The sequence below is a fragment of the Microbacterium sp. SORGH_AS_0421 genome (genome assembly GCF_030818635.1).
Classification (GTDB): domain Bacteria; phylum Actinomycetota; class Actinomycetes; order Actinomycetales; family Microbacteriaceae; genus Microbacterium.
Genome location: NZ_JAUTAO010000001.1, coordinates 2,851,988 through 2,871,016 on the forward strand (window position 1 = coordinate 2,851,988; position 19,029 = coordinate 2,871,016).

At 69.6% G+C, this 19,029-nt stretch carries 17 protein-coding genes and 1 tRNA gene; 10 read left to right on the forward strand and 8 right to left on the reverse strand.

Annotation, left to right across the window (positions count from 1 at the left end):
- Positions 1-4: 4 nt before the first annotated feature.
- Positions 5-1,849 carry a translation elongation factor 4 gene (gene lepA, locus QE416_RS13600; RefSeq protein WP_210074878.1) on the reverse strand — a complete coding sequence of 615 codons (1,845 nt, stop codon included), beginning with the start codon at positions 1,847-1,849 and terminating at the stop codon, positions 5-7.
- 212 nt (positions 1,850-2,061) lie between these two features.
- On the opposite strand from lepA, the gene QE416_RS13605 reads away from it, so the two are divergent.
- On the forward strand, positions 2,062-2,784 hold the full coding sequence (locus QE416_RS13605; RefSeq protein WP_307316963.1) for an alpha/beta fold hydrolase: 723 nt from the start codon (positions 2,062-2,064) through the stop codon (positions 2,782-2,784).
- Between the two features lie 119 nt (positions 2,785-2,903).
- Positions 2,904-3,164, forward strand: a complete 261-nt coding sequence (gene rpsT, locus QE416_RS13610) for a 30S ribosomal protein S20 (protein WP_210074874.1) — start codon at positions 2,904-2,906, stop codon at positions 3,162-3,164.
- Positions 3,165-3,269: 105 nt separating this feature from the next.
- Here rpsT and QE416_RS13615 read toward each other — a convergent pair whose 3' ends face one another.
- Positions 3,270-3,719 carry a MarR family winged helix-turn-helix transcriptional regulator gene (locus QE416_RS13615; protein WP_267787188.1) on the reverse strand — a complete coding sequence of 150 codons (450 nt, stop codon included), beginning with the start codon at positions 3,717-3,719 and terminating at the stop codon, positions 3,270-3,272.
- A gap of 61 nt (positions 3,720-3,780) precedes the next feature.
- On the opposite strand from QE416_RS13615, the gene QE416_RS13620 reads away from it, so the two are divergent.
- On the forward strand, positions 3,781-4,308 hold the full coding sequence (locus QE416_RS13620) for a phenolic acid decarboxylase (protein ID WP_267787187.1): 528 nt from the start codon (positions 3,781-3,783) through the stop codon (positions 4,306-4,308).
- Complete coding sequence (locus QE416_RS13625) at positions 4,308-5,084, forward strand: alpha/beta fold hydrolase (RefSeq protein WP_307316966.1); 777 nt, start codon at positions 4,308-4,310, stop codon at positions 5,082-5,084. Before QE416_RS13620 ends, QE416_RS13625 begins: the two co-directional genes overlap by 1 nt.
- A gap of 73 nt (positions 5,085-5,157) precedes the next feature.
- Here the strand turns inward: QE416_RS13625 and holA are convergent, their stop codons facing one another.
- The 3 genes from holA to QE416_RS13640 form a co-directional block, all read right to left on the reverse strand.
- On the reverse strand, positions 5,158-6,195 hold the full coding sequence (holA, locus tag QE416_RS13630; RefSeq protein WP_267787185.1) for a DNA polymerase III subunit delta: 1,038 nt from the start codon (positions 6,193-6,195) through the stop codon (positions 5,158-5,160).
- A gap of 9 nt (positions 6,196-6,204) precedes the next feature.
- A complete protein-coding gene (locus QE416_RS13635; protein ID WP_307316968.1) occupies positions 6,205-8,481 on the reverse strand; it encodes a ComEC/Rec2 family competence protein in 2,277 nt (758 codons plus the stop codon).
- Between the two features lie 74 nt (positions 8,482-8,555).
- Positions 8,556-9,257 carry a helix-hairpin-helix domain-containing protein gene (locus tag QE416_RS13640; RefSeq protein WP_307316970.1) on the reverse strand — a complete coding sequence of 234 codons (702 nt, stop codon included), beginning with the start codon at positions 9,255-9,257 and terminating at the stop codon, positions 8,556-8,558.
- Between the two features lie 107 nt (positions 9,258-9,364).
- On the opposite strand from QE416_RS13640, the gene QE416_RS13645 reads away from it, so the two are divergent.
- The gene (locus QE416_RS13645) at positions 9,365-9,862 is read left to right on the forward strand and encodes a DUF2087 domain-containing protein (RefSeq protein ID WP_307316971.1); all 498 of its coding nucleotides are present in this window, start codon (positions 9,365-9,367) and stop codon (positions 9,860-9,862) included.
- A gap of 86 nt (positions 9,863-9,948) precedes the next feature.
- Here QE416_RS13645 and leuS read toward each other — a convergent pair whose 3' ends face one another.
- Both leuS and QE416_RS13655 read right to left on the reverse strand, forming a co-directional pair.
- Entirely contained in the window at positions 9,949-12,522 is a 2,574-nt protein-coding gene (gene leuS / locus QE416_RS13650; RefSeq protein WP_307316972.1) for a leucine--tRNA ligase, read from the reverse strand.
- A 65-nt stretch (positions 12,523-12,587) separates the two neighbouring features.
- Positions 12,588-13,826: an anthranilate synthase component I family protein gene (locus tag QE416_RS13655; RefSeq protein ID WP_307316973.1), complete on the reverse strand. Its 1,239-nt coding sequence runs from the start codon at positions 13,824-13,826 to the stop codon at positions 12,588-12,590.
- 42 nt (positions 13,827-13,868) lie between these two features.
- Between QE416_RS13655 and QE416_RS13660 the strand changes: the two genes are divergently transcribed.
- The 5 genes from QE416_RS13660 to QE416_RS13680 all read left to right on the forward strand — a co-directional run bounded on the left by QE416_RS13660 (position 13,869) and on the right by QE416_RS13680 (position 17,488).
- Positions 13,869-14,549: a DedA family protein gene (locus QE416_RS13660; RefSeq protein WP_210074858.1), complete on the forward strand. Its 681-nt coding sequence runs from the start codon at positions 13,869-13,871 to the stop codon at positions 14,547-14,549.
- A 5-nt stretch (positions 14,550-14,554) separates the two neighbouring features.
- Positions 14,555-15,586, forward strand: a complete 1,032-nt coding sequence (locus QE416_RS13665; RefSeq protein WP_210074856.1) for an App1 family protein — start codon at positions 14,555-14,557, stop codon at positions 15,584-15,586.
- 173 nt (positions 15,587-15,759) lie between these two features.
- Positions 15,760-16,470, forward strand: coding sequence for an SOS response-associated peptidase (locus tag QE416_RS13670; RefSeq protein ID WP_307316977.1), 711 nt, complete (start codon positions 15,760-15,762; stop codon positions 16,468-16,470).
- Positions 16,467-17,375: a 3-methyladenine DNA glycosylase gene (locus QE416_RS13675; RefSeq protein WP_307316978.1), complete on the forward strand. Its 909-nt coding sequence runs from the start codon at positions 16,467-16,469 to the stop codon at positions 17,373-17,375. The genes QE416_RS13670 and QE416_RS13675 overlap by 4 nt, the downstream gene beginning before the upstream one ends.
- A 40-nt stretch (positions 17,376-17,415) precedes the next feature.
- Positions 17,416-17,488, forward strand: a tRNA-Ala gene (locus QE416_RS13680).
- A gap of 280 nt (positions 17,489-17,768) precedes the next feature.
- Here the strand turns inward: QE416_RS13680 and QE416_RS13685 are convergent.
- Entirely contained in the window at positions 17,769-19,016 is a 1,248-nt protein-coding gene (locus QE416_RS13685) for an LCP family protein (protein WP_307316979.1), read from the reverse strand.
- Positions 19,017-19,029 lie beyond the last annotated feature (13 nt).

Consider the following 19,029-nt stretch of genomic DNA (forward strand, 5'->3'; position numbering starts at 1 on the left):
TGCGTTACTTCTTGGTCTCGACGTCGCCGGACAGGGCGGCGATGAACGCCTCCTGCGGAACCTCGACGCGGCCCACCATCTTCATGCGCTTCTTGCCCTCTTTCTGCTTTTCGAGGAGCTTGCGCTTTCGGGTGATGTCACCGCCATAGCACTTGGCCAGGACGTCTTTGCGGATGGCGCGGATCGTCTCGCGCGCGATGATGCGCGCACCGATCGCGGCCTGGATGGGCACCTCGAACTGCTGGCGCGGGATGAGCTTGCGCAGGCGCTCGGCCATGAGCGTGCCGTACGCATAGGCCTTCTCGCGGTGCACGATCGAGCTGAACGCGTCGACCTTGTCGCCCTGCAGCAGGATGTCGACCTTGACCAGGTCGGCGGTCTGCTGACCGGCCGGTTCGTAGTCGAGGCTCGCGTAACCCTGGGTGCGCGACTTGAGATGGTCGAAGAAGTCGAACACGATCTCGCCGAGGGGCATGTGGTAGCGCAGCTCGACGCGGTCCTCGCTGAGGTACTCCATGCCGAGCAGGGTGCCGCGGCGCGTCTGGCAGAGCTCCATGACGGTGCCGACGTAATCCTTCGGAAGCAGGATGCCGACCTTGACGATCGGCTCCGAGACCGAGGCGACGCGCCCGTCGGGGTACTCGCTGGGGTTGGTGACCGACACGGTCTCACCGGTGTCGGTGGTGACCTCGTACGTCACCGACGGCGCGGTGGTGATCAGGTCGAGCCCGAACTCGCGCGAGAGACGCTCGGTGATGATCTCAAGGTGCAGGAGGCCCAGGAATCCGCAGCGGAAGCCGAAGCCGAGAGCGACGGAGGTCTCGGGCTCGTACTGCAGCGAGGCGTCGGAGAGCTTCAGCTTGTCGAGCGCCTCGCGCAGCTCGGCGTAGTCGCTGCCGTCGATCGGGTAGATGCCCGAGAAGACCATGGGCTTCGGATCGGTGTAGCCGGGGAGCGCATCGGTGGCGGGCTTCCGGTGCGTCGTGATCGTGTCGCCCACCTTGGACTGGCGTACGTCCTTCACGCCCGTGATGAGGTAACCGACCTCGCCGACGCCGAGACCCTTGGTGGGCACCGGCTCGGGGCTGGACACGCCGATCTCGAGGGCCTCGTGCGTCGCGCCGGTCGACATCATCTGCAGTCGTTCGCGCGGCTGCAGCGAACCGTCGATCATGCGCACGTAGGTGACGACGCCGCGGTAGGCGTCGTAGACCGAGTCGAAGATCATCGCGCGTGCCGGGGCGTCGGCCTTGCCGACCGGGGCCGGGATCTTCTCGACGATCAGGTCGAGCAGCTCCTCGACGCCCATGCCGGTCTTCCCGCTGACGCGCAGCACGTCGGCGGGGTCGCCGCCGATGAGACCGGCGAGCTCGGCGGCGTACTTGTCGGGGTCGGCCGCGGGCAGGTCGATCTTGTTCAGCACCGGGATGATCGTCAGGTCGTTCTCGAGCGCCAGGTACAGGTTGGCCAGCGTCTGAGCCTCGATGCCCTGAGCGGCGTCGACCAGCAGGATCGCGCCCTCGCAGGCGGCGAGAGACCGACTGACCTCGTAGGTGAAGTCGACGTGCCCGGGCGTGTCGATCATGTTGAGGGCGAAGGTGCCGTCGGTGGTCGACCACGGCATACGCACGGCCTGCGACTTGATCGTGATGCCGCGCTCGCGCTCGATGTCCATGCGGTCGAGGTACTGCGCCCGCATATCGCGGTCGCTGACCACGCCGGTGATCTGCAGCATGCGGTCGGCCAACGTCGACTTGCCGTGGTCGATGTGAGCGATGATGCAGAAGTTGCGGATCTGCTCCGGCGGAGTGGCAGACGGCTCGAGGGGCTTCAGGGCGCGCGGTGACATGTTCCGTCGATTCTACGGTGGTGCGCCGACATCCCCGTCCGCGGGTGCTCAGGGTTCCGGCATCCGGAGCTTCTGGCGCCCTGCTTCTGACGCGAGATCACGTGATCTGGGCAGAGCCACACGGTACGTCGTGTGATCTGGGCGAGGCTACGTGATCTCGACGCAGCGGGGCCTGGGCGCCCGGCGGTTCTCGCGCTTCTACGATGGATGCCGTGGCGGTCCGGGTCGTGCTCGTGCACGGCATCCGCACGTCTTCGACGATGTGGCGCGCACAGGTTGCTTGTCTGCGAGACCGAGGTACGCCCGTCACCGCCGTCGACCTCCCCGGGCACGGGACGCGCCGGGGTGAGGTGTTCTCGCTCGATGCGGCGTTCGCGACGATCGATGGCGCGGTTCGGGATGCCGCGACGCTCGGCCCCGTGCTGCTGGTGGGGCACTCGATGGGTGGGCTGCTGGGCATCGATTACGTCGGCAGCGAGGATCGGCCTCCGGTGGCGGGGTTGGTGGCGGCGTCTTGCACCTCGATCCCCCGCGGAATCGGGCTCTCTGCCTACCGGTTCTTCACGCGACGCTTCGACAGCCTCCCCGATCGCGGCCTGGGCCTGACGAACCGCGTGCTCGATCGCACGCTCCCTCCGGAGACGCGGCCTGATTTCGGAGCCGGCGGGTACGCCTTCGACGCGCAGGACACGGCCCTGGCGTCGCTTTCGACGCTCGACCTGCTGGCATCCCTCCGCCGGATCGACGTGCCCCTGTGGTTCGTGAACGGGCAATGGGACCAACTGCGGATGAACGAGAGGTTGTTCCTCGCCGTCGCGCGCCACGCGGAGCTCGTCGTGGTCCCGCGCACGACGCACCTCGTCACGGCGATGCGACCCCGCGTGTTCAACGCGCTGTTGGAGGTGGCGCTCACCACGATCGAGGCAGCGACCTGATAGACTCGGTCCTTGGCTTGCGTGTGGGGTTTTTCCCGACCTCCACGATCGCCGGTGCAGCGCCCCTCTACCGCTCGCCCGGCACAATCCCATACTCACTCAAACGAAAGACCCTCGACGTGGCGAACATCAAGTCGCAGATCAAGCGCAACAAGACCAACGAGAAGGCGCGCGAGCGCAACAAGGCCGTCAAGAGCGAACTCCGCACGCACGTGCGTCGCACCAACGAGGCCGTCGTCGCCGGTGACAAGGAAGCCGCCCTCAAGGCGCTCGCCACCGCGACCAAGAAGCTCGACAAGGCCGTGAGCAAGGGTGTCATCCACCAGAACCAGGCCGCGAACCGCAAGTCGGCCATCGCGAAGTCGGTCGCCGCTCTCTGAGTCGCCGATTCTCGAGGCCCGCTCCGCATTGCGCGGGGCGGGCCTTTTGCTATGCGTCGACCTGATCCGGCTCGACCTCCGGGGGCCCGCATCGGCCGCGTCGGCTCACCGGTCGACGACGCGGTCGTGCAGGCGTTCGAGTGCGGGGAGCGCTGCGGCGATGGCCGCGGCATCACCGTCGGGGAGATCCTGGAGCGCGGCGACGAGCACCGCGGTCGCGGCGTCGTCGAAGGCGCGCAGTCGCGCGGCGGCGAGGGGGGTCAGCCCGACCTGGGTGCGGCGCCCGTCTCCCGAGACAAGACGGCGTTCGACGAGTTCGCTCCGCTCCATCTGCGACAGCAGGTTGCTGACGGTCGAGCGCGCGAGACCGAGCGCGTCGGCGAGCTCCGACGGGGTGCGGGTGCCGGTCGTCGAAAGGCAGCGCATGACCTCGATCTGCGCGTCGGGGATGTCGGGCAGAGCGGCGGACGACCGGGAGGCCCGCGAGACGGCGCGGCGGAGGGGGCCGAGCCGGTCGCTCAGCAGTCGCGCGGTGATCGAGGTGCCCTCAGCCATGGGGCAAGTGTACGAGCCCGAAGTGTTTGACAGAAAACTAATTTGGTCACAAAATCATCGCATGGATATCACCACCACCGTCGCCCACCCCGAGCCGACCCAGGATCTTTCCGGCATCGTCGGCCACCGCTTCATCTACACCTACGCCAACGGCTGGCAGTACGAGATGTACGCCAAGAACGCCACGACGATCGACTACCGCATCCACAGCGGCCACGTCGGCGGTCGCTGGGTGAAGGATCAGACGGTGGACCTCGTCGCTCTCGCGCCGGGTGTCTACAAGGTCTCGTGGAACGAGCCGACGGGTACGAGCGTCGTCGTGAACGTGCTGCCCGCGTCTCGAGTGCTGCACGGCACCATCTTCTTCCCGCGCTGGATCGAGCTCGACGGGCATAAGACCGTGCTCTTCCAGAACGACCACCTCGACGACATGCAGCGCTACCGCGACGAGGGTCCCACCTATCCGATCTACGTCGTTCCGGAGTTCGCCCACATTACGCTCTTCGAGCACGTCGGCGAGAACGACGAGACCGTGATCGACACCGCCCCCGGCGACCTGCCCGCCGGCTGGTCGGAGCGGACGAACTGATGGCCGCCGACCCGCGACTCACGCCCCTCAGCCTCTCCCACGGCGGTCGCACTCTGCGCGGATGGCAGTGGGAGCCCGTCGCCGGCGCCTCCGCCGACGCGCCGCGAGTGCTCTTGGTTCACGGCTTCAGTGCCGACGCGACGGGCGGGCACCAGCTGTTCGTGCAGACGGCGCGTCACCTCGTCGATCGTGGCGCCGTGGTTCGCAGCTACAGCCGGCTCGGCCAGGGCATGAGCGACGGGGACTTCGCCGACATCACGATCGGCGACGAGGTCCATCAGGTGGTCGGCATGATCCGTGCCTTCGCCGTCGAGGGGCCCGTCGATGTCGTGGCGCACAGCCTCGGCGCGGTGGAGTCCGCTCTCGCCGCAGCTCACGTGCCCGAGCTGATTCGCACGTTGACGCTGTGGTCTCCGGCGGGCGTCGTCGTCGACGACATCACGGTGCACGACGCCATTCAGGGCCAGCCCCTCGCACCGGCTCGCGAACAGGGCTGGTTCGATTTCGGGGGGATGCCGCTGGGCATGGCGTTCATCGACGAGGTGACCACGGGGCTCGACGTGTACGGCCCGGTCGCGAAGTACACCGGTCCCGCGGATGTCGTACACGGAACGCAGGACAGGATCGTGCCGGTGGAGTACGGCACGCGATACGCGGACCTGCTGCCGGGCGCGTCGCTCACCGTCGTGGACGGCGCGGACCACGGGTGGTCGGCGACTCCGTGGCGTCGGCGTCTGCTCGAGATCCTCGATGCGCGGATAGCATCTGCGACCTGACTCCGACCCCGCCGTAGCGTCGCACAGGCGCGCTGCGGCGGGGTCGGAGCGATCCGCACGCACAGACGGCCGATCAGCCGCCGTAGGGTGCCCGTGTCGCGATGATCGTGATCATGCGCTCGAGAGCGAAGACGGGATCTCGCGATGCGCCCTTGACCTCGGCGTCGGCGCGTGCGGTGGCGTGGATCGCCATGCCCAGCGTGTTGCCGGTCCACCCGACGAGGTCGCGGCGGGCACGGTCGACCTGCCAGTCCTTCATGCCGAGGCGCTGCGCGAGCATCGACGACGACTCCCGGGTTCCCGCGACACGGGCCATGGTGCGCAGCTTCATGGCGACGGCGGCGACGAGGGGCACGGGATCGGCTCCGGATGCCAGCGCGTGCCGCAGCGCGAGAAGAGCGGGCCCGTACTGCCCGGCGATGGCGGTGTCGGCCACGGTGAAGGCCGAGGTCTCGACGCGCCCCCCGTAGTAGCGCTCGACCGTGCGCTCGTCGATGTCGCCGGGGACGTCGGAGATGAGCTGCTGGCAGGCGGCGGCGAGCTCGGTGAGGTCGTCGGCGAACGCGGAGACGAGCGAGCGGAGGGCGACCGGGGCGATGCGCTTCTGCGCGGCCTTGAACTCGCCGACCGCGAAGTCGAAGCGATCCGAGTCTCGCTTGACCGCGGGGCAGGCGATCTCGATGCCGCTGCCCTGACCGGCGCGGATGCCGTCGAGCAGCTTCTTGCCGCGAACGCTGGCTCCCGTGTGACGAAGGACGACCGTGGCACCCTCTTGCGGGTGGGCGAGGTACGACACCGCCTCGGTGAGGAAGGTGTCGCTGCATTTCTCGACGCCGCTGACCCGCACGAGGCGGGGTTCGCCGAACAGAGAGGGCGACGTGACGCTGAGCAGGGTGCCGGCGGCGTAGTCGTCGGCGCGGATGTCGGTGACCTCGAGGCTCGGGTCTTCGCTCTTCAACATCGATCGGATGCCCGCGATCGCGCGCTCGGCGCAGACCTCTTCGGGGCCGGAGACCAGGACGAGGGGCGCGGGCTGGGGAGACCGCCACGACACCTGCGGAATGGCCGACTTCGCCTTGGCAGGCGCGGAGCGTCGGGGAGCCGGGGTCACTCCCCCAGCCTACCGATCGGTTCCGACATCGCCGGTCGACGCGGGACTCCCGACATCCGCAGCCGCCCGCTCTCGCCACAGTGTCACCCGCCCCTCACCGTCGAGCCAGACGGCCAGGGCTCCGTCGCGATCGGTGCGCGCGGCGGTGGTGCCGAGAGACGTCAGGATGCCGAGGAGCTTCGCGGTCGGATGACCGTAGTCGTTGTCGGCGCCCACACCGATGAGCCCGATCCTCGGGAGAAGGCCTCGGTAGAGCAGCGCATCCTGGTCGGCGCTGCCATGGTGCGAGACCTTCACCACCTGCACGCGCGGAACATCGATACGGCGCCGGAGGGCGGACTGCGCCTGCTCACCGAGATCGCCGAGCAGGACGGTGCGGGGAAAGCCCGTTCCGACCACATCGAGGGCGACGGACGCGTCGTTGCCGGGGTCGGCGTTCGGCGGCGGCCCGAGAACCTGCCACCGCGTCGTGCCGACGGATCCCGTCAGCCCGATCCCGGCGGGTCGAATCCGCGCCCCCGCGGCGGCGAACCGGTCGAGCAACCGTTTGTCGGCCGCGCCATCGGGTGGGCCGTGGACGACGAGATCGGCCCGGCCCACGACTGCCCACGATCCGCCGACGTGGTCGAGGTCGAAGTGCGTGAGGACGACGAGAGCCAGACGGTCCACCCCGAACGTCTGCAGGCACCGCGTCAGGGCTTCGGGCTCGGGTCCGGTGTCCACGAGAGCGACGGCGTCGCCTGATCGCCACAGCGTCGCGTCGCCCTGACCGACATCGCACATCGCGACCTGCCACGCGCTGGGTACGGTCAGGGGGCCCGCGACCGTGCGCACGGCCGTCTGGCCCAGCACGAGGCCGAGGACGACGGCGACGGCGGCAGAGGAGAGCGCGGTGATCCGGGGAAGCCGCCGGGGTCGCACGACGCAGACGCTGATGGCCGCACCCACCACGGCCAGCAGCGCGGCCCCCGCGAGCCCGTCGGGCCACGGCAGGTTCTGCGCCGTCACCGCCGCGGTGGTGTGCGCGACCGCGGCGATCCACGCCGCCGGAACCCAGGCGAGGGCCGTCAGTCCGTCCCGAAGCCAAGGAAACGGGGCGATGCAGGCCAGGGCCCCCGCGATCGTCGCCGGAGCGGCGGCAGGGTCGGCGACGAGATTCGCCGCGACGCCGAGCAGGGGGACGTGCGGGTCGATGAGCACGATCAGCGGTCCGCACACGAGCTGGGCCGAGGTGGGCACGGCGAGGGCGAGCGCGAGGGCGCGTGGCATCCAGCGCTCCAGGCCGCCGGCCAGCGGTCGGGCGAGCACGAGCAGGGCACCGGTGGCCGCGGCGGAGAGGGCGAAGCCGAGGGACCGGGAGAGCCACGGGTCGACCACCAGCAGCACCGTCACCGCGAGCGAAAGCACCGCGACACCGATCGCGGGGCGCCCGAGCGCCAGCGCGAGCATGGCCACCGCTGCCATCGCGGCGGCGCGGACGACACTCGGCTCGGGTGTGACGAGGGTGACGAAGGCCGTGAGCACGAGCATCGCGCCGACCACCCGCACGACGCGGGAGGCACCGCAGAGCGCCAGGAGAGCGAACGCCGCACCGACGACGATCGCGCAGTTCGCCCCCGACACCGCGGTGAGGTGCGAGAGCGAGGACGCATTCATCGCGGCTTCGGTGGCGGGGTCGAGGCTCGAGGTATCACCCACCGCGAGACCCGGCACAAGACCCGCCCCCGGCTGCGGAAGGCCGCGCGTCGAGGCGACGAGTCCGTCGCGGAGCCCCTCGAAGAACGCCCACATCCCTGTCGGAGTCGAGGCGGACTCGATCGAGGTCGCCCGCACGACGAGCGCGGCTCGCTCCCCCGGGTCGGAAGGGACGGCTCTCCCTGTCAGCCGGACCTCGCTGCCCATGCTCGCGACGGCCAGCGCGGCCCGCCCCTCCGCGTCGACGAGGACGCGCGTGGGGATCGTGCCCGTCACGCTCAGCTTTCCCGCGCGGACGCTCGAAGCGACCGCGTCGAACCACGCGCCGCCGTCGGGCGACCCATCGATGCGTCCGGTGACGATCACCGCGAGGGCGAGTTGCCTCCCCCCGCCGGCTTCGAGCGCAGCGATCTGGGAACGGGTCGGACCCACGGACGCAACGGCCCCCGCGGTCGCGGACGCGCACGCGAGAGCCACGGCAACGACGGCCAGCAGCGCCACGCCTCGCCACGCGAGGAGCGCGGTGGCCACGCAGGCCGCCAGAACGAGGGCCACCGTGAGCGGGGCGGCATCCGGGATCAGGGTGGCCACGCCGGCCGTGATCCAGGTCGCCGCGGCGACGGAGACCGCACGGAGAGAGCGCCGGCGCGCCCCGGGGCGACCCCTCACACGCGCACCAGGTCTCGCAGCCCGGCGAGCATCTTCTCGCCGATTCCCGGCACGGAGAGCAGATCGTCGACGCTGGTGAATCGACCGTTCGCCTCGCGCCACGCGAGGATGCGGTCGGCCATCGCCGGTCCGACGCGGGGAAGCTCGTCGAGCTGGTCGCGGGTCGCGGTGTTGAGGTCGAGCGGCCCGCTCGAGTCGCCGCCCGCGCCCGACGCGGGAGCGGCGGTCTCGGCCCCGACGACGGGGACGACGATCTGCTCGCCGTCGGCCACGGGACGGGCGAGGTTCACCCCGTCGCGCTGCGCGTCTTCGGCGAAGCCCCCGGCTCGGGCGATCGCATCGGCAACCCGGTCACCGGCGTCCAAGCGATACAGTCCCGGCTCACGGACCGCTCCCGCGACGTGGGCGTACAGCCCCGTCGCCGCCGGTATCGCCCGGGAGGAGGAAGAGGGCGATGCCGTGGGCTCGATGACCTCCGCGCCGGTCGCACCCCGCAGCATCCCGATGCAGATCGTCACGGCGAACGCGAGGAGCACCAGCACGATGACCGCGCCGATCCCCAGGCGGGTGCGCGGCTGCAGGGCGCCGTTCGACGGAGGTTCGGCCCCGCGCTCCCCCGGTGCCGCTGCAGCCTGCGGGGACGCATCGCCCACGGCACGCGAGGCCATCGCGGTTTCGGGAAGGGGCGTATCGGTCACGCGACGACGCTAGGCAGACGGGCCCCGCCGCGCGGGCGGAAACTGCCGTTCCGTGGACAGGCGGTTGCTATCGCCCGATGTGCAGAACCCGCGCATACCCTGGAGCGATGTCTCCGAACGCCTGGCGCGCCCTGGTCTCCGCCCTCGCCGACGACAGCGCGCGCGAGGTCTACGCGCGGATCGTGCTCGACACATCCGTCGAGCCGACGCTGGACGCGCTGTCGCCCGGAAAGCGGAGGCGCGTCCTCGACTCCCTGCGTGAGGCGGGCCTCATCTCGCCCGACGGGGCGGGGTGGCGCATGGAGCCCGACGTCTTCCGTGTGGCTCTCGCCGCCGCACCCTCGCCGCCCCGCCCGACAGGTGCGAACCGCTTCTTCGTCAACGGTCGGCTCGTGACGTACCCATCCCGGGCCGGCGATCGCGACGAGGTTCTCGCGCGTATCGCCGAGCGGATGATGCAGCCCGGCGAGACGCTGAGCGAGAGAGCCCTCAACGACCGGCTCGCGGAGGTCGTCGACGACGTCGCGGCCATGCGTCGCTACCTCGTCGACGCCGGGCTTCTCGATCGCGCCCGCGACGGAACGATCTACTCCCGCCCTCGCTGAATCCCGCGACACCGCCCCCGAGAACGCCGGATGCCACGCCCTCGCACTCCGCAGAGCGTCGAGGACGTGGCATCCGGAACGAGAAGCTACTTCGTCGAGAAGCTGACCACCTTCGGCGGACGCACCACCGCGCGCACGATCTCGCGATCGCCCAGGGCGCGGACGATGCGCTCGTCGCCGCGGGCGAGGGCCTCGAGCTCCTCGGCGCCGATCTTGGCCGAGACCTCGAGCGTGCCGCGCACCTTGCCGTCGATCTGCACGACCGCGGTGACCGTGTCTTCCACGAGCAGCGTCGGGTCGGCCTGGCGCCAGGTCGTGAGTCCCACGAAGCCGTCGTAACCGAGCGTCGCCCACATCTCTTCCGCGGTGTGCGGGGCGAACAGGTCGAGGGTCATGGCGATGACCTCGGCTGCCTCGCGGACGGCGGGGTCGCTCGCGCCGGCCTTCCCGTCGATCGCCTTTCGGGTGGCGTTGACCAGCTCCATCAGGCGGGCAACGACGACGTTGAACTTCGTCTGCTCGACGAGGTTCGCGGCATCGGCCAGCAGTCGGTGCGTGACACGGCGGAGCGAGGCATCGCCCTCGGCCCAGACCACGTCGGTCTCGCTGTCGACGTCGTGGGCGATACGCAGGGCACGGGCGAGGAACTTCGCCGCTCCCGTCGTCGAGACGTCGTTCCAGTCCTTGTCGTCTTCGACGGGGCCCGCGAAGGCGAGCGCGACGCGTAGGGCATCGGCGCCGTGGGCGTCGAGCTCCTCCTGGAACAGCACCAGGTTGCCCTTGCTCTTCGACATCTTCGTGCCGTCGAGGATGACCATGCCCTGGTTGATGAGGCTCGAGAACGGCTCGGTGAACTCCACCAGCCCCATGTCGAACAGCGCCTTGGTGATGAAGCGCGCGTACAGCAGGTGCAGGATCGCGTGCTCGACGCCGCCGATGTAGAAGTCGACGGGGCCCCACTTATTGGCCTCACGACCCGAGAACGCCTCGGTCTCGCTGTTCGGCGACAGGAAGCGCAGGTAGTACCACGAGCTGTCGACGAAGGTGTCCATCGTGTCGGGGTCGCGCAGAAGCGTCTGGCCCGTCTCGGGATCGGTGACCTGCACCCATTCGGTCGCCGCCCCCAGCGGGGAGGTGCCCTTCGGCTTGAGGTCGAGGCCCTCGACCGAGGGCAGCGTCACCGGCAGCTGGTCGGCGGGCACGGGCGTGATCGACCCGTCTTTGCCGTGCAACATCGGGATGGGCGTGCCCCAGTAGCGCTGACGCGAGATCAGCCAGTCGCGCAGGCGGTACGTCTTGGCGGCGCGGCCGACGCCCTTCGCCTCGAGCTCCTCGATCATGCGCGCGATCGCGTGGCGCTTGGACAGACCGTTCAGCGACCCCGAGTTCATCATGCGGCCGTCACCGGTCAGCGCGATGCCGGTCTTCACCGGATCCAGGTCGTCGACGTCGCCGAGCGGGTCGATCGGCACACCCTCGTCGTCGAGTTCGATGACGGGAATGGCCCCGGTGATGGGCGCCGTGGTGTCGACGACGACCTTGACGGGCAGGTCGAAGGCGCGGGCGAAATCGAGGTCGCGCTGGTCGTGCGCGGGCACGGCCATGACCGCGCCGTGACCGTAGTCGGCCAGCACGTAGTCGGCGGCCCAGATCGGCAGCTTCTCGCCGTTGATGGGGTTGATCGCGTAGTGCCCGAGGAACACCCCGGTCTTGGGGCGGTCGGTCGCCTGACGCTCGATGTCGGTCGCGCGCTGCACCTGTGCCAGGTACGCGTCGAACGTCTCGCGCACACCCTGATCGGCGGATGCCGCGAGCTCGGCCGCCAGGTCGGACTCGGGCGCCACGACGAAGAACGTCGCGCCGTGCAGGGTGTCGGGGCGGGTCGAGAACACCGTGATCTTGTCGTCGCGCCCCTCGATCTCGAACTCGATGTCGGCGCCGACCGAACGGCCGATCCAGTTGCGCTGCATCTGGATGACCTTGCTCGGCCAGAAGCCCTCGAGCTGGTTCAGGTCGTCGAGCAGGCGATCGGCGTAGTCGGTGATGCGCAGGAACCACTGCGTCAACTTCTTCTTGACCACCACGGCGCCGCTGCGCTCGCTCGTGCCGTCGGGAAGGACCTGCTCGTTGGCGAGCACGGTCTGATCCACCGGGTCCCAGTTGACCAGCGCGTCCTTGCGGTACGCCAGGCCCTTGTCGTAGAGCTTCTGGAACAGCCACTGGTTCCAGCGGTAGTACTCGGGGTCGCTCGTGTGCAGCACACGGCTCCAGTCGAACGAGACGCCGTAGTCCTTCAGGCTCGCCTTCTGCTGGGCGATGTTGGCGTAGGTCCACTCGACGGGGTCGGCGCCTCGCTTGATCGCCGCGTTCTCGGCGGGCAGGCCGAACGAGTCCCACCCGATGGGGTTGAGCACGTTGTAACCGCGGTGGCGCCAGAAGCGCGCCACGATGTCTGAGTAGAGGTAGTTCTCGGCGTGACCCATGTGAAGGTCGCCCGAGGGGTACGGGAACATCGCGAGCACGTACTTGCGGGGGCGCGTGTCGTCGTCGCCCCCGGCGCGGAACGGGTCTTTCTCGGCCCAAGCCTGCTGCCACTTCGCCTGGATGGCGTGGGTGTCGAAGCCCCCCTCGCGGGGGTCTGGTGCGGAGTTCTGAGACACGGGTGAAGCCAATCGTGAAGGTCGGGAGGCCGCGGGGACCAACTCCCAGGCTATCGGACCCGCCGTCACCACCCGGGCGGCACCCGGGCACCGAGAGCGGCGAGGGGCGCTCGCGCCTTGATCCCCACCTCGGCGACCTCGGATGCCGCGACCGAGCGCCACGTGATGCCTCCCCCGGCGCCGACCCAGGCGGCATCCCGCTCCACGACGACGCTGCGGATGACCATCGCGAGGTCCGCCGCCCCGTCGTCGCCGATCCACCCGAAGGCGCCCGAGTAGACACTGCGCTCGGCCCCCTCGAGGCGGCGCAGGATCTGCATCGCGGACCGCTTGGGTGCACCGGTCATGCTGCCGGCGGGGAACGCTGCGGCCAGCACCTCTTCGATCGTCGTGCCGGGCAGGAGCCGACCCGACACCTCGCTCACCAATTGGTGCACGGTCGGGTACGTCTCGACCTCGAGCAGTCGGTCCACCCCGACCGTCGACGGTTCGCAGACGCGCGAGAGATCGTTGCGCATCAGGTCGACGATCATGACGTTCTCGGCCTGCTCCTTGGCATCGGCCTGCAGCTCGTCGGCGAGGGCGCGATCGCGAGCGGGATCCGTCGATCGGGGACGCGTGCCCTTGATGGGGTGGGTGTGCACGCGGCCACCGCGCACCTCGAGGAAGCGCTCGGGAGAAGCGCTCACCAGCGTCATATCGCCGATGCGGATCAAGCCCGCATGGTGCGAGGCAGAGACCTGCCGCAGCCGCCGGAACACGTCGACCGCGTCGACTTCGCCGGGAACCGTGAAACGCGTGGTGAGACACAACTGGTAGGCATCGCCCTCGCGGATCCGATCGCGGCACGCCTCGATGAGCTCGACGTACCGCTCGGGACTCACGCGGGCGGATGCCGTGCCCCGGTCCGCTGCGGCATCCACCGCCGCAGCCGCCGGCGTGGCGGCGACCCGGTCGGCGAGGTCGGCATCGCCGAAGACGTGCACGCGTCGCCGGGCGTGGTCGAAAGCGAGGAAGGTGTCCACGCGCAGCCAGGCGTCCCGGCCCTCGTACGAGCGCCAGCCGACCCAGCCGCCGCGGAACGCACCGGCGTCGTCGACCGCGTCGCCGGGCCCCGCGGCGCGGCGGTGCAGACCCCCGGGAGCTTCGTCGAGACGTCCCGTGCCCATCCAACTCCAGCCCGTCGAGGCCGTTGCGCCCGCGTCGAGCCAGAACGCGTCGCCCGCGGCGGCGAAGACGTGCAGGAACACCGCCTCGGGGTCGATCCACCGCGTCAGGGTGAGCGGCGGAACGGATCGAGGCACGCTCCCAGGCTAGAGCGAGGCGGCGGGCCTAGGCTGACGGAGGTGAACGAGATTCTCACGTCGCTGCTCGACCTGGTCCGCGACGTCGATCCGGTGCTGCGCACGGTGGTTGCGGGCGTGGCCATGGTCCTCGAGACCAGCGTGCTCGTGGGGCTCATCGTTCCGGGTGACACCATGGTGATCGTCGCGGGAACCGCGGTCGCCTCCCCGATCGAAGGGGTCGTGCTGGCCGCGGCGATCGTGGTCGGGGCCCTGATCGGCGAGAGCCTCGGGTTCTGGCTCGGCCGGTACTTCGGGCCACGCATCCGCGCCTCGCGTGTCGGGCAGAAGCTCGGCGAACGCAACTGGGAGCGCGCGGACCGGTACCTGCGCCGTCGCGGCGGACCCGCCATCTTCCTGTCGCGGTTCCTTCCCGTGCTGCACTCGCTGGTGCCGCTGACGGTGGGCATGAGCGGCTACAGCTACCGTCGTTTCCTCGCCTGGACGACGCCCGCGTGCATCGTGTGGGCCGGTCTGTACGTCACGGTCGCGGCATCGGCCGCGGGCACCTACCGCGAGCTCTCCGACCGCATCCATTACGCGGGCTACGTCTTCGTCGGCATCCTCGTCGTCTTCCTCGTGCTGGTCTTCATCGGCAAGAAGGTCATCGAGCGTGTGGAGCGCCGACACCTGGCCGACGAGGCCACCCCCCTCGAACCGGTGGACGGTGACGTGAAAGACTGAGGGCGATGCCTCGTTCCCCTCGCGCCAAAGTGCTCTGGTTCGCCCGACTCGAGCGCCGTTTCCACCGCTGGCGCGAACGTCGAGCGCGCGCGCGCGGCCTGCGCCCCGCCGTCACCGGCTTTCCGGGGTACGGCACCGAGGAGTGGGTCCGCGTCCTCGGCAGGGTGCTCATCGCCCCGCCGATCAAGCGCACCTCGACGGGGGAATTTGCCAGCCTTCGCGGGTGGCGGAGCTTCGCGGCCGTACCCGTCGGCTTCGGCCAGGTCGACATCGTCATCGACGGCGTCACGCACCGCGTCGTCGCGGACCGCGGCGGGGTGATCGATGCGAAGCTGCCCGCGACCCTCTCCCCCGGCTGGCAGAGCATCACGATGTCGGTGGAGGGAAGCGAGCCCGCCGAGACGCGCGTGTTCATCGTGGGGTCGGACGTGCGGTTCGGCGTGGTCAGCGACATCGACGACACCGTCATGGTCACGCTGCTGCCGCGACCGCTGCTCGCCGCGTGGAACTCCTTCGTCGTCGACGAGCACGCACGCCAGCCCGTGCCCGGCATGGCCGTCATGCTCGAACGGCTCACCCGAGAGCACCCGGGCACTCCGGTGATCTACCTCTCGACCGGCGCCTGGAACGTCGCACCGACGCTGACGCGTTTCATGCGACGCCACCTCTTCCCCTCGGGGTCCTTCCTCCTCACCGACTGGGGCCCCACCCACGATCGGTGGTTCCGCAGCGGCCGAGAGCACAAGGAGCAGAACCTTCGACGCCTCGCCGCGGAGTTCCCGCGGGTGAAGTGGCTGCTGGTGGGCGACGACGGCCAGCACGACGACGCCATCTACACAGGGTTCGCCATCGAGCACCCGCAGAACGTCGCCGCGGTCGCGATCCGCAAACTCCTCCCTGCCGAAGCTGTTCTCGCCGGTGGCCGCACGGTGGTCGACGACCATTCGGCTGCCGAGGTGCCGTGGGTGACCGAGTCCGACGGTGCGGGTCTTCTTGACCGCCTCCGCAGCACGGGCGTCATCTCGAACGACGCCTGATTCCGGATGCCGCGGCGCCCGGCGCCGTGCGTACCCCGCTGGCGTGCGCGTCGTCGACGGCATCCGGTGTCGACGGCATCCGGTGTCGTGCGGCGGACGTGGTGCACCGTCGACGTCGTACGCGGCCGCTCCCGGCGTGATCCGATGTCGGAGGGGACGCGTACGGTGGGAACATGTGCGGTCGATTCGTCGTAGCCAACGTGGCCTCAGAGCTCGTGGGGGTGCTGCGCGTCGACGTCCAGGCCGACGAGTTGCCGCAGCCCTCGTACAACATCGCGCCCACCGCCCAGATCGGCATCGTGCTCGACTCGATCAAGAGCGAGCCCCCGGTGCGTCGCCTCGAGGTCGCGCGGTGGGGCCTCGTTCCCGGCTGGGCGAAAGACGTCAAGGTCGGCGCGCGGGCATTCAACGCCCGTAGCGAAGACGTCGAGGACAAGCCGATGTTCCGCGATGCGCTCATCAAACGGCGCGCCGTGATCCCGGCATCCGGGTACTACGAATGGAAGACCACCGAAGAGGGCAAGACCCCCCACTACATCCACCCCGCCGACGGGTCGCCGCTGTTCTTCGCGGGCCTCTACGAGTGGTGGAAGAATCCCGCCCTCGCCGCCGACGACCCGGCGCGATGGGTACTGAGCTGCACGATCCTCACGCGCGACGCGATCGGGCGACTGGGGTCCATCCACGACCGCATGCCGCTGTTCATGGATCCCGACTTCGCCGATGCCTGGCTCGACCCGACGACCGAGAACGTCGGAGACGTCCTCGATGCCGCTATCGACGCAGCACCCGACATGGTCGAGACTCTCGACGATCACGTGGTGTCGTCCGCGGTCGGAAACGTGCGCAATGACTCCCCCGAACTCATCGAGCCGGTCGCGTGACCCTGCTCGCGACCCGGGAGGTCCTGACGCGCGAACGGTGGACGGCGGACGCCGAGGCACACGCGCTCCGCGCCGACGCGCTCACCGCCGATCACCGCGCTCGTGCGAGCCGGGCACAGAAGCATCCGGTCGAGGACTTCCTCTTCACGTACTACTCCTACAAACCTGCCATCCTGCGGCGATGGCACCCGGGTCCGGGCGTCCTGCTCGAACAGGCCGACGAACGGGCCGGCTGGCGCTGGTACCGGGCGGAGGGCGACGGCGTCGAGGTGGACGCAGCGCGCTTCCGCGCCGAGAGAGGTTCGATGTACCGCGGTGTCGTCAACCTGCTGCGGGCGACCCGCGACCGGCCGGCGCAGTTCGGGTGCTTCGGGCTGCACGAGTGGGCGATGGCGTATCGCGCTGACGAGGTGCGGCACGCCGTACCGCTGCGTCTCGGACGTGACGGCACCGACGCGGTGGTCGAGGCTCACGACCTCAAGTGCACGCACTTCGACGCCTTCCGTTTCTTCACTCCCGAGGCCGTACCGCTCAACCGCACGCCGCTCCGTCGCGACGACCAGGTCGCGCGCGAGCAGCCGGGGTGTCTGCACGCGGGCATGGACGTCTACAAGTGGGCGGTGAAGCTCGGGCCGCTGGTCCCCGGTGCCCTGTTGCTCGATGCCTTCGAGCTCGCGCGCGATATCCGCACGCTCGACATGCAGGCCTCCCCCTACGACCTCACCGGTTGGGGCTATGTTCCGGTGGCCATCGAGACGCCCGAGGGAAAGGCGGAGTACGTCGCCCGGCAGCGTGGGTTGAGCGAGCGCGGTCAGGCACTCAGACGCGCCGTCATCACGGCCGTGACGGGCCCCGACGACACGCCCGGCTGCACCGATTTCTTGCCGTCGCAATCTGTGTTGTAAGCTCATGGAGTTGCCTCAAACGGGGCGGAAAACAAAAAACGGGCCTGTGGCGCAGCTGGTAGCGCACCTGCATGGCATGCAGGGGGTCAGGGGTTCGAGTCCCCTCAGGTCCACCTCGAAAGAAGGCCTCCGCTTCGGCGGAGGCCTTCTTCGTTTCCGTCGGGCTCACCCGCCTCGCGTTCACCGCGCGGCACCCCTCTCGGGTGTCAGCGGTGAGCATCCGGTTTCCGTCATTCGCCCGGGTCCGCTCGCGTGTAGCGCTGCCAGCGCCCGATGGCGCTCGCATCTCGTACCCGGCCTCCGCGAACCTCGCAGACACCTCGCCGATCGGCCTCCGCCGCGCCCGGGCGTCGACCTGGCGAGCGGCACGGCGAGCGGCAGGAGGAAACCGCCTCAGTTAACGCAAGGCACCGACCCCGCGCGCATCGGCTGCTGCGAGTCGGTGTACACAGACGACGTCGGACTGGGCGATGCCGCCGGCGCGGACGCCGAGGGAGCGTCGCTCGGTGGGGTTTCGGCATCCGTCCCGGCGTCCGGGGTCGCAGCCGGGGCGGGGTGCAGCAAGGTGCTGACCTGGGCCGCGATGGCTTTCTGGTCGACGATGTTCACGCTCTCGCCGTCGATCGTGCCGAAACGCTCGACCGGCAGAGTCTGGAACGTGACGTCTCCCCCGGCGAGGCGCTGGGCGGTCGAGGCGAGGCTGAGCAGATCGAAGCCCTTGTCGACGGCGACGAATTGCTTCGCGGTGTCGAGAAGATCTTGCAGGCGTCCGAAGTCGGTGAACGTCTGAGCATCGCGGAGTTTGAGTGCGAGCGACACCATGAACGCCTGCTGGCGGCGCGTGCGGTCGAGGTCGGTGAGGAAGACGTTGCGGTATTCCGTGTCGCGACGCTGACGCACGAAGGCCATCGCCTGTGAGGCGTCGATCTGCTGCGCCCCCGCCGCGAAGTTCGCACCGGAGTACGTATCGGCGGTCGCGTGGTTGAGGCACACCGAGATCGGCTGCACGGCCTGGGCGACCCGGTAGAACGCTGCCATCGTCACTTCGACGAAATGGTCGATCGGCACACCGCCCAGGAACTGCGATACCGTCTGCATCTCCTCGGTACGGGCGGAGTCGCGGGCCTGCTGGTAAGCCTCGTCGTCCGACACACCCGCCGCGCGGAGCTCGTCGTTCTTGGCGGCGAAAGCCCGCCCGTAGGCCTCCTTGATCTTGCCCTTCTTCGTTCCCCCGGGGGCTCCCGCGTAATCGACGTAGTCGTCGCGTGGGATGGAGACGGCGACCGCTTGTCCGCCACCGGCGGGGATGTGCACGTACATCAGCACGTTCGTGTTGTACCCGCCGACCGAGGCGTCCTCCGCGTGGATCGCGTCGTAGATCTCCTGCGGGTACGGCTTCCCGTCCTCGTCCACGCGGCTGTCGAGCCCCATGATGAGGATGTTCTGCTCTCCCTCGTCCTGGGCGATGCCCGGTGCGGCGGTCGGCAGGACCGCATCGGAATGATGGATGCCATCGGCCGCCCCGACGAGGTTGACGGCGACGAAGGCCACGGTGCCGACGACGGCCGTGGTGACGATGGCGGCGACGATGAGCAGGAGCCGGCGACGGTTGCGGCGGACGCGGTGCGAGGTCGGTGACACCGACCCAGCATGC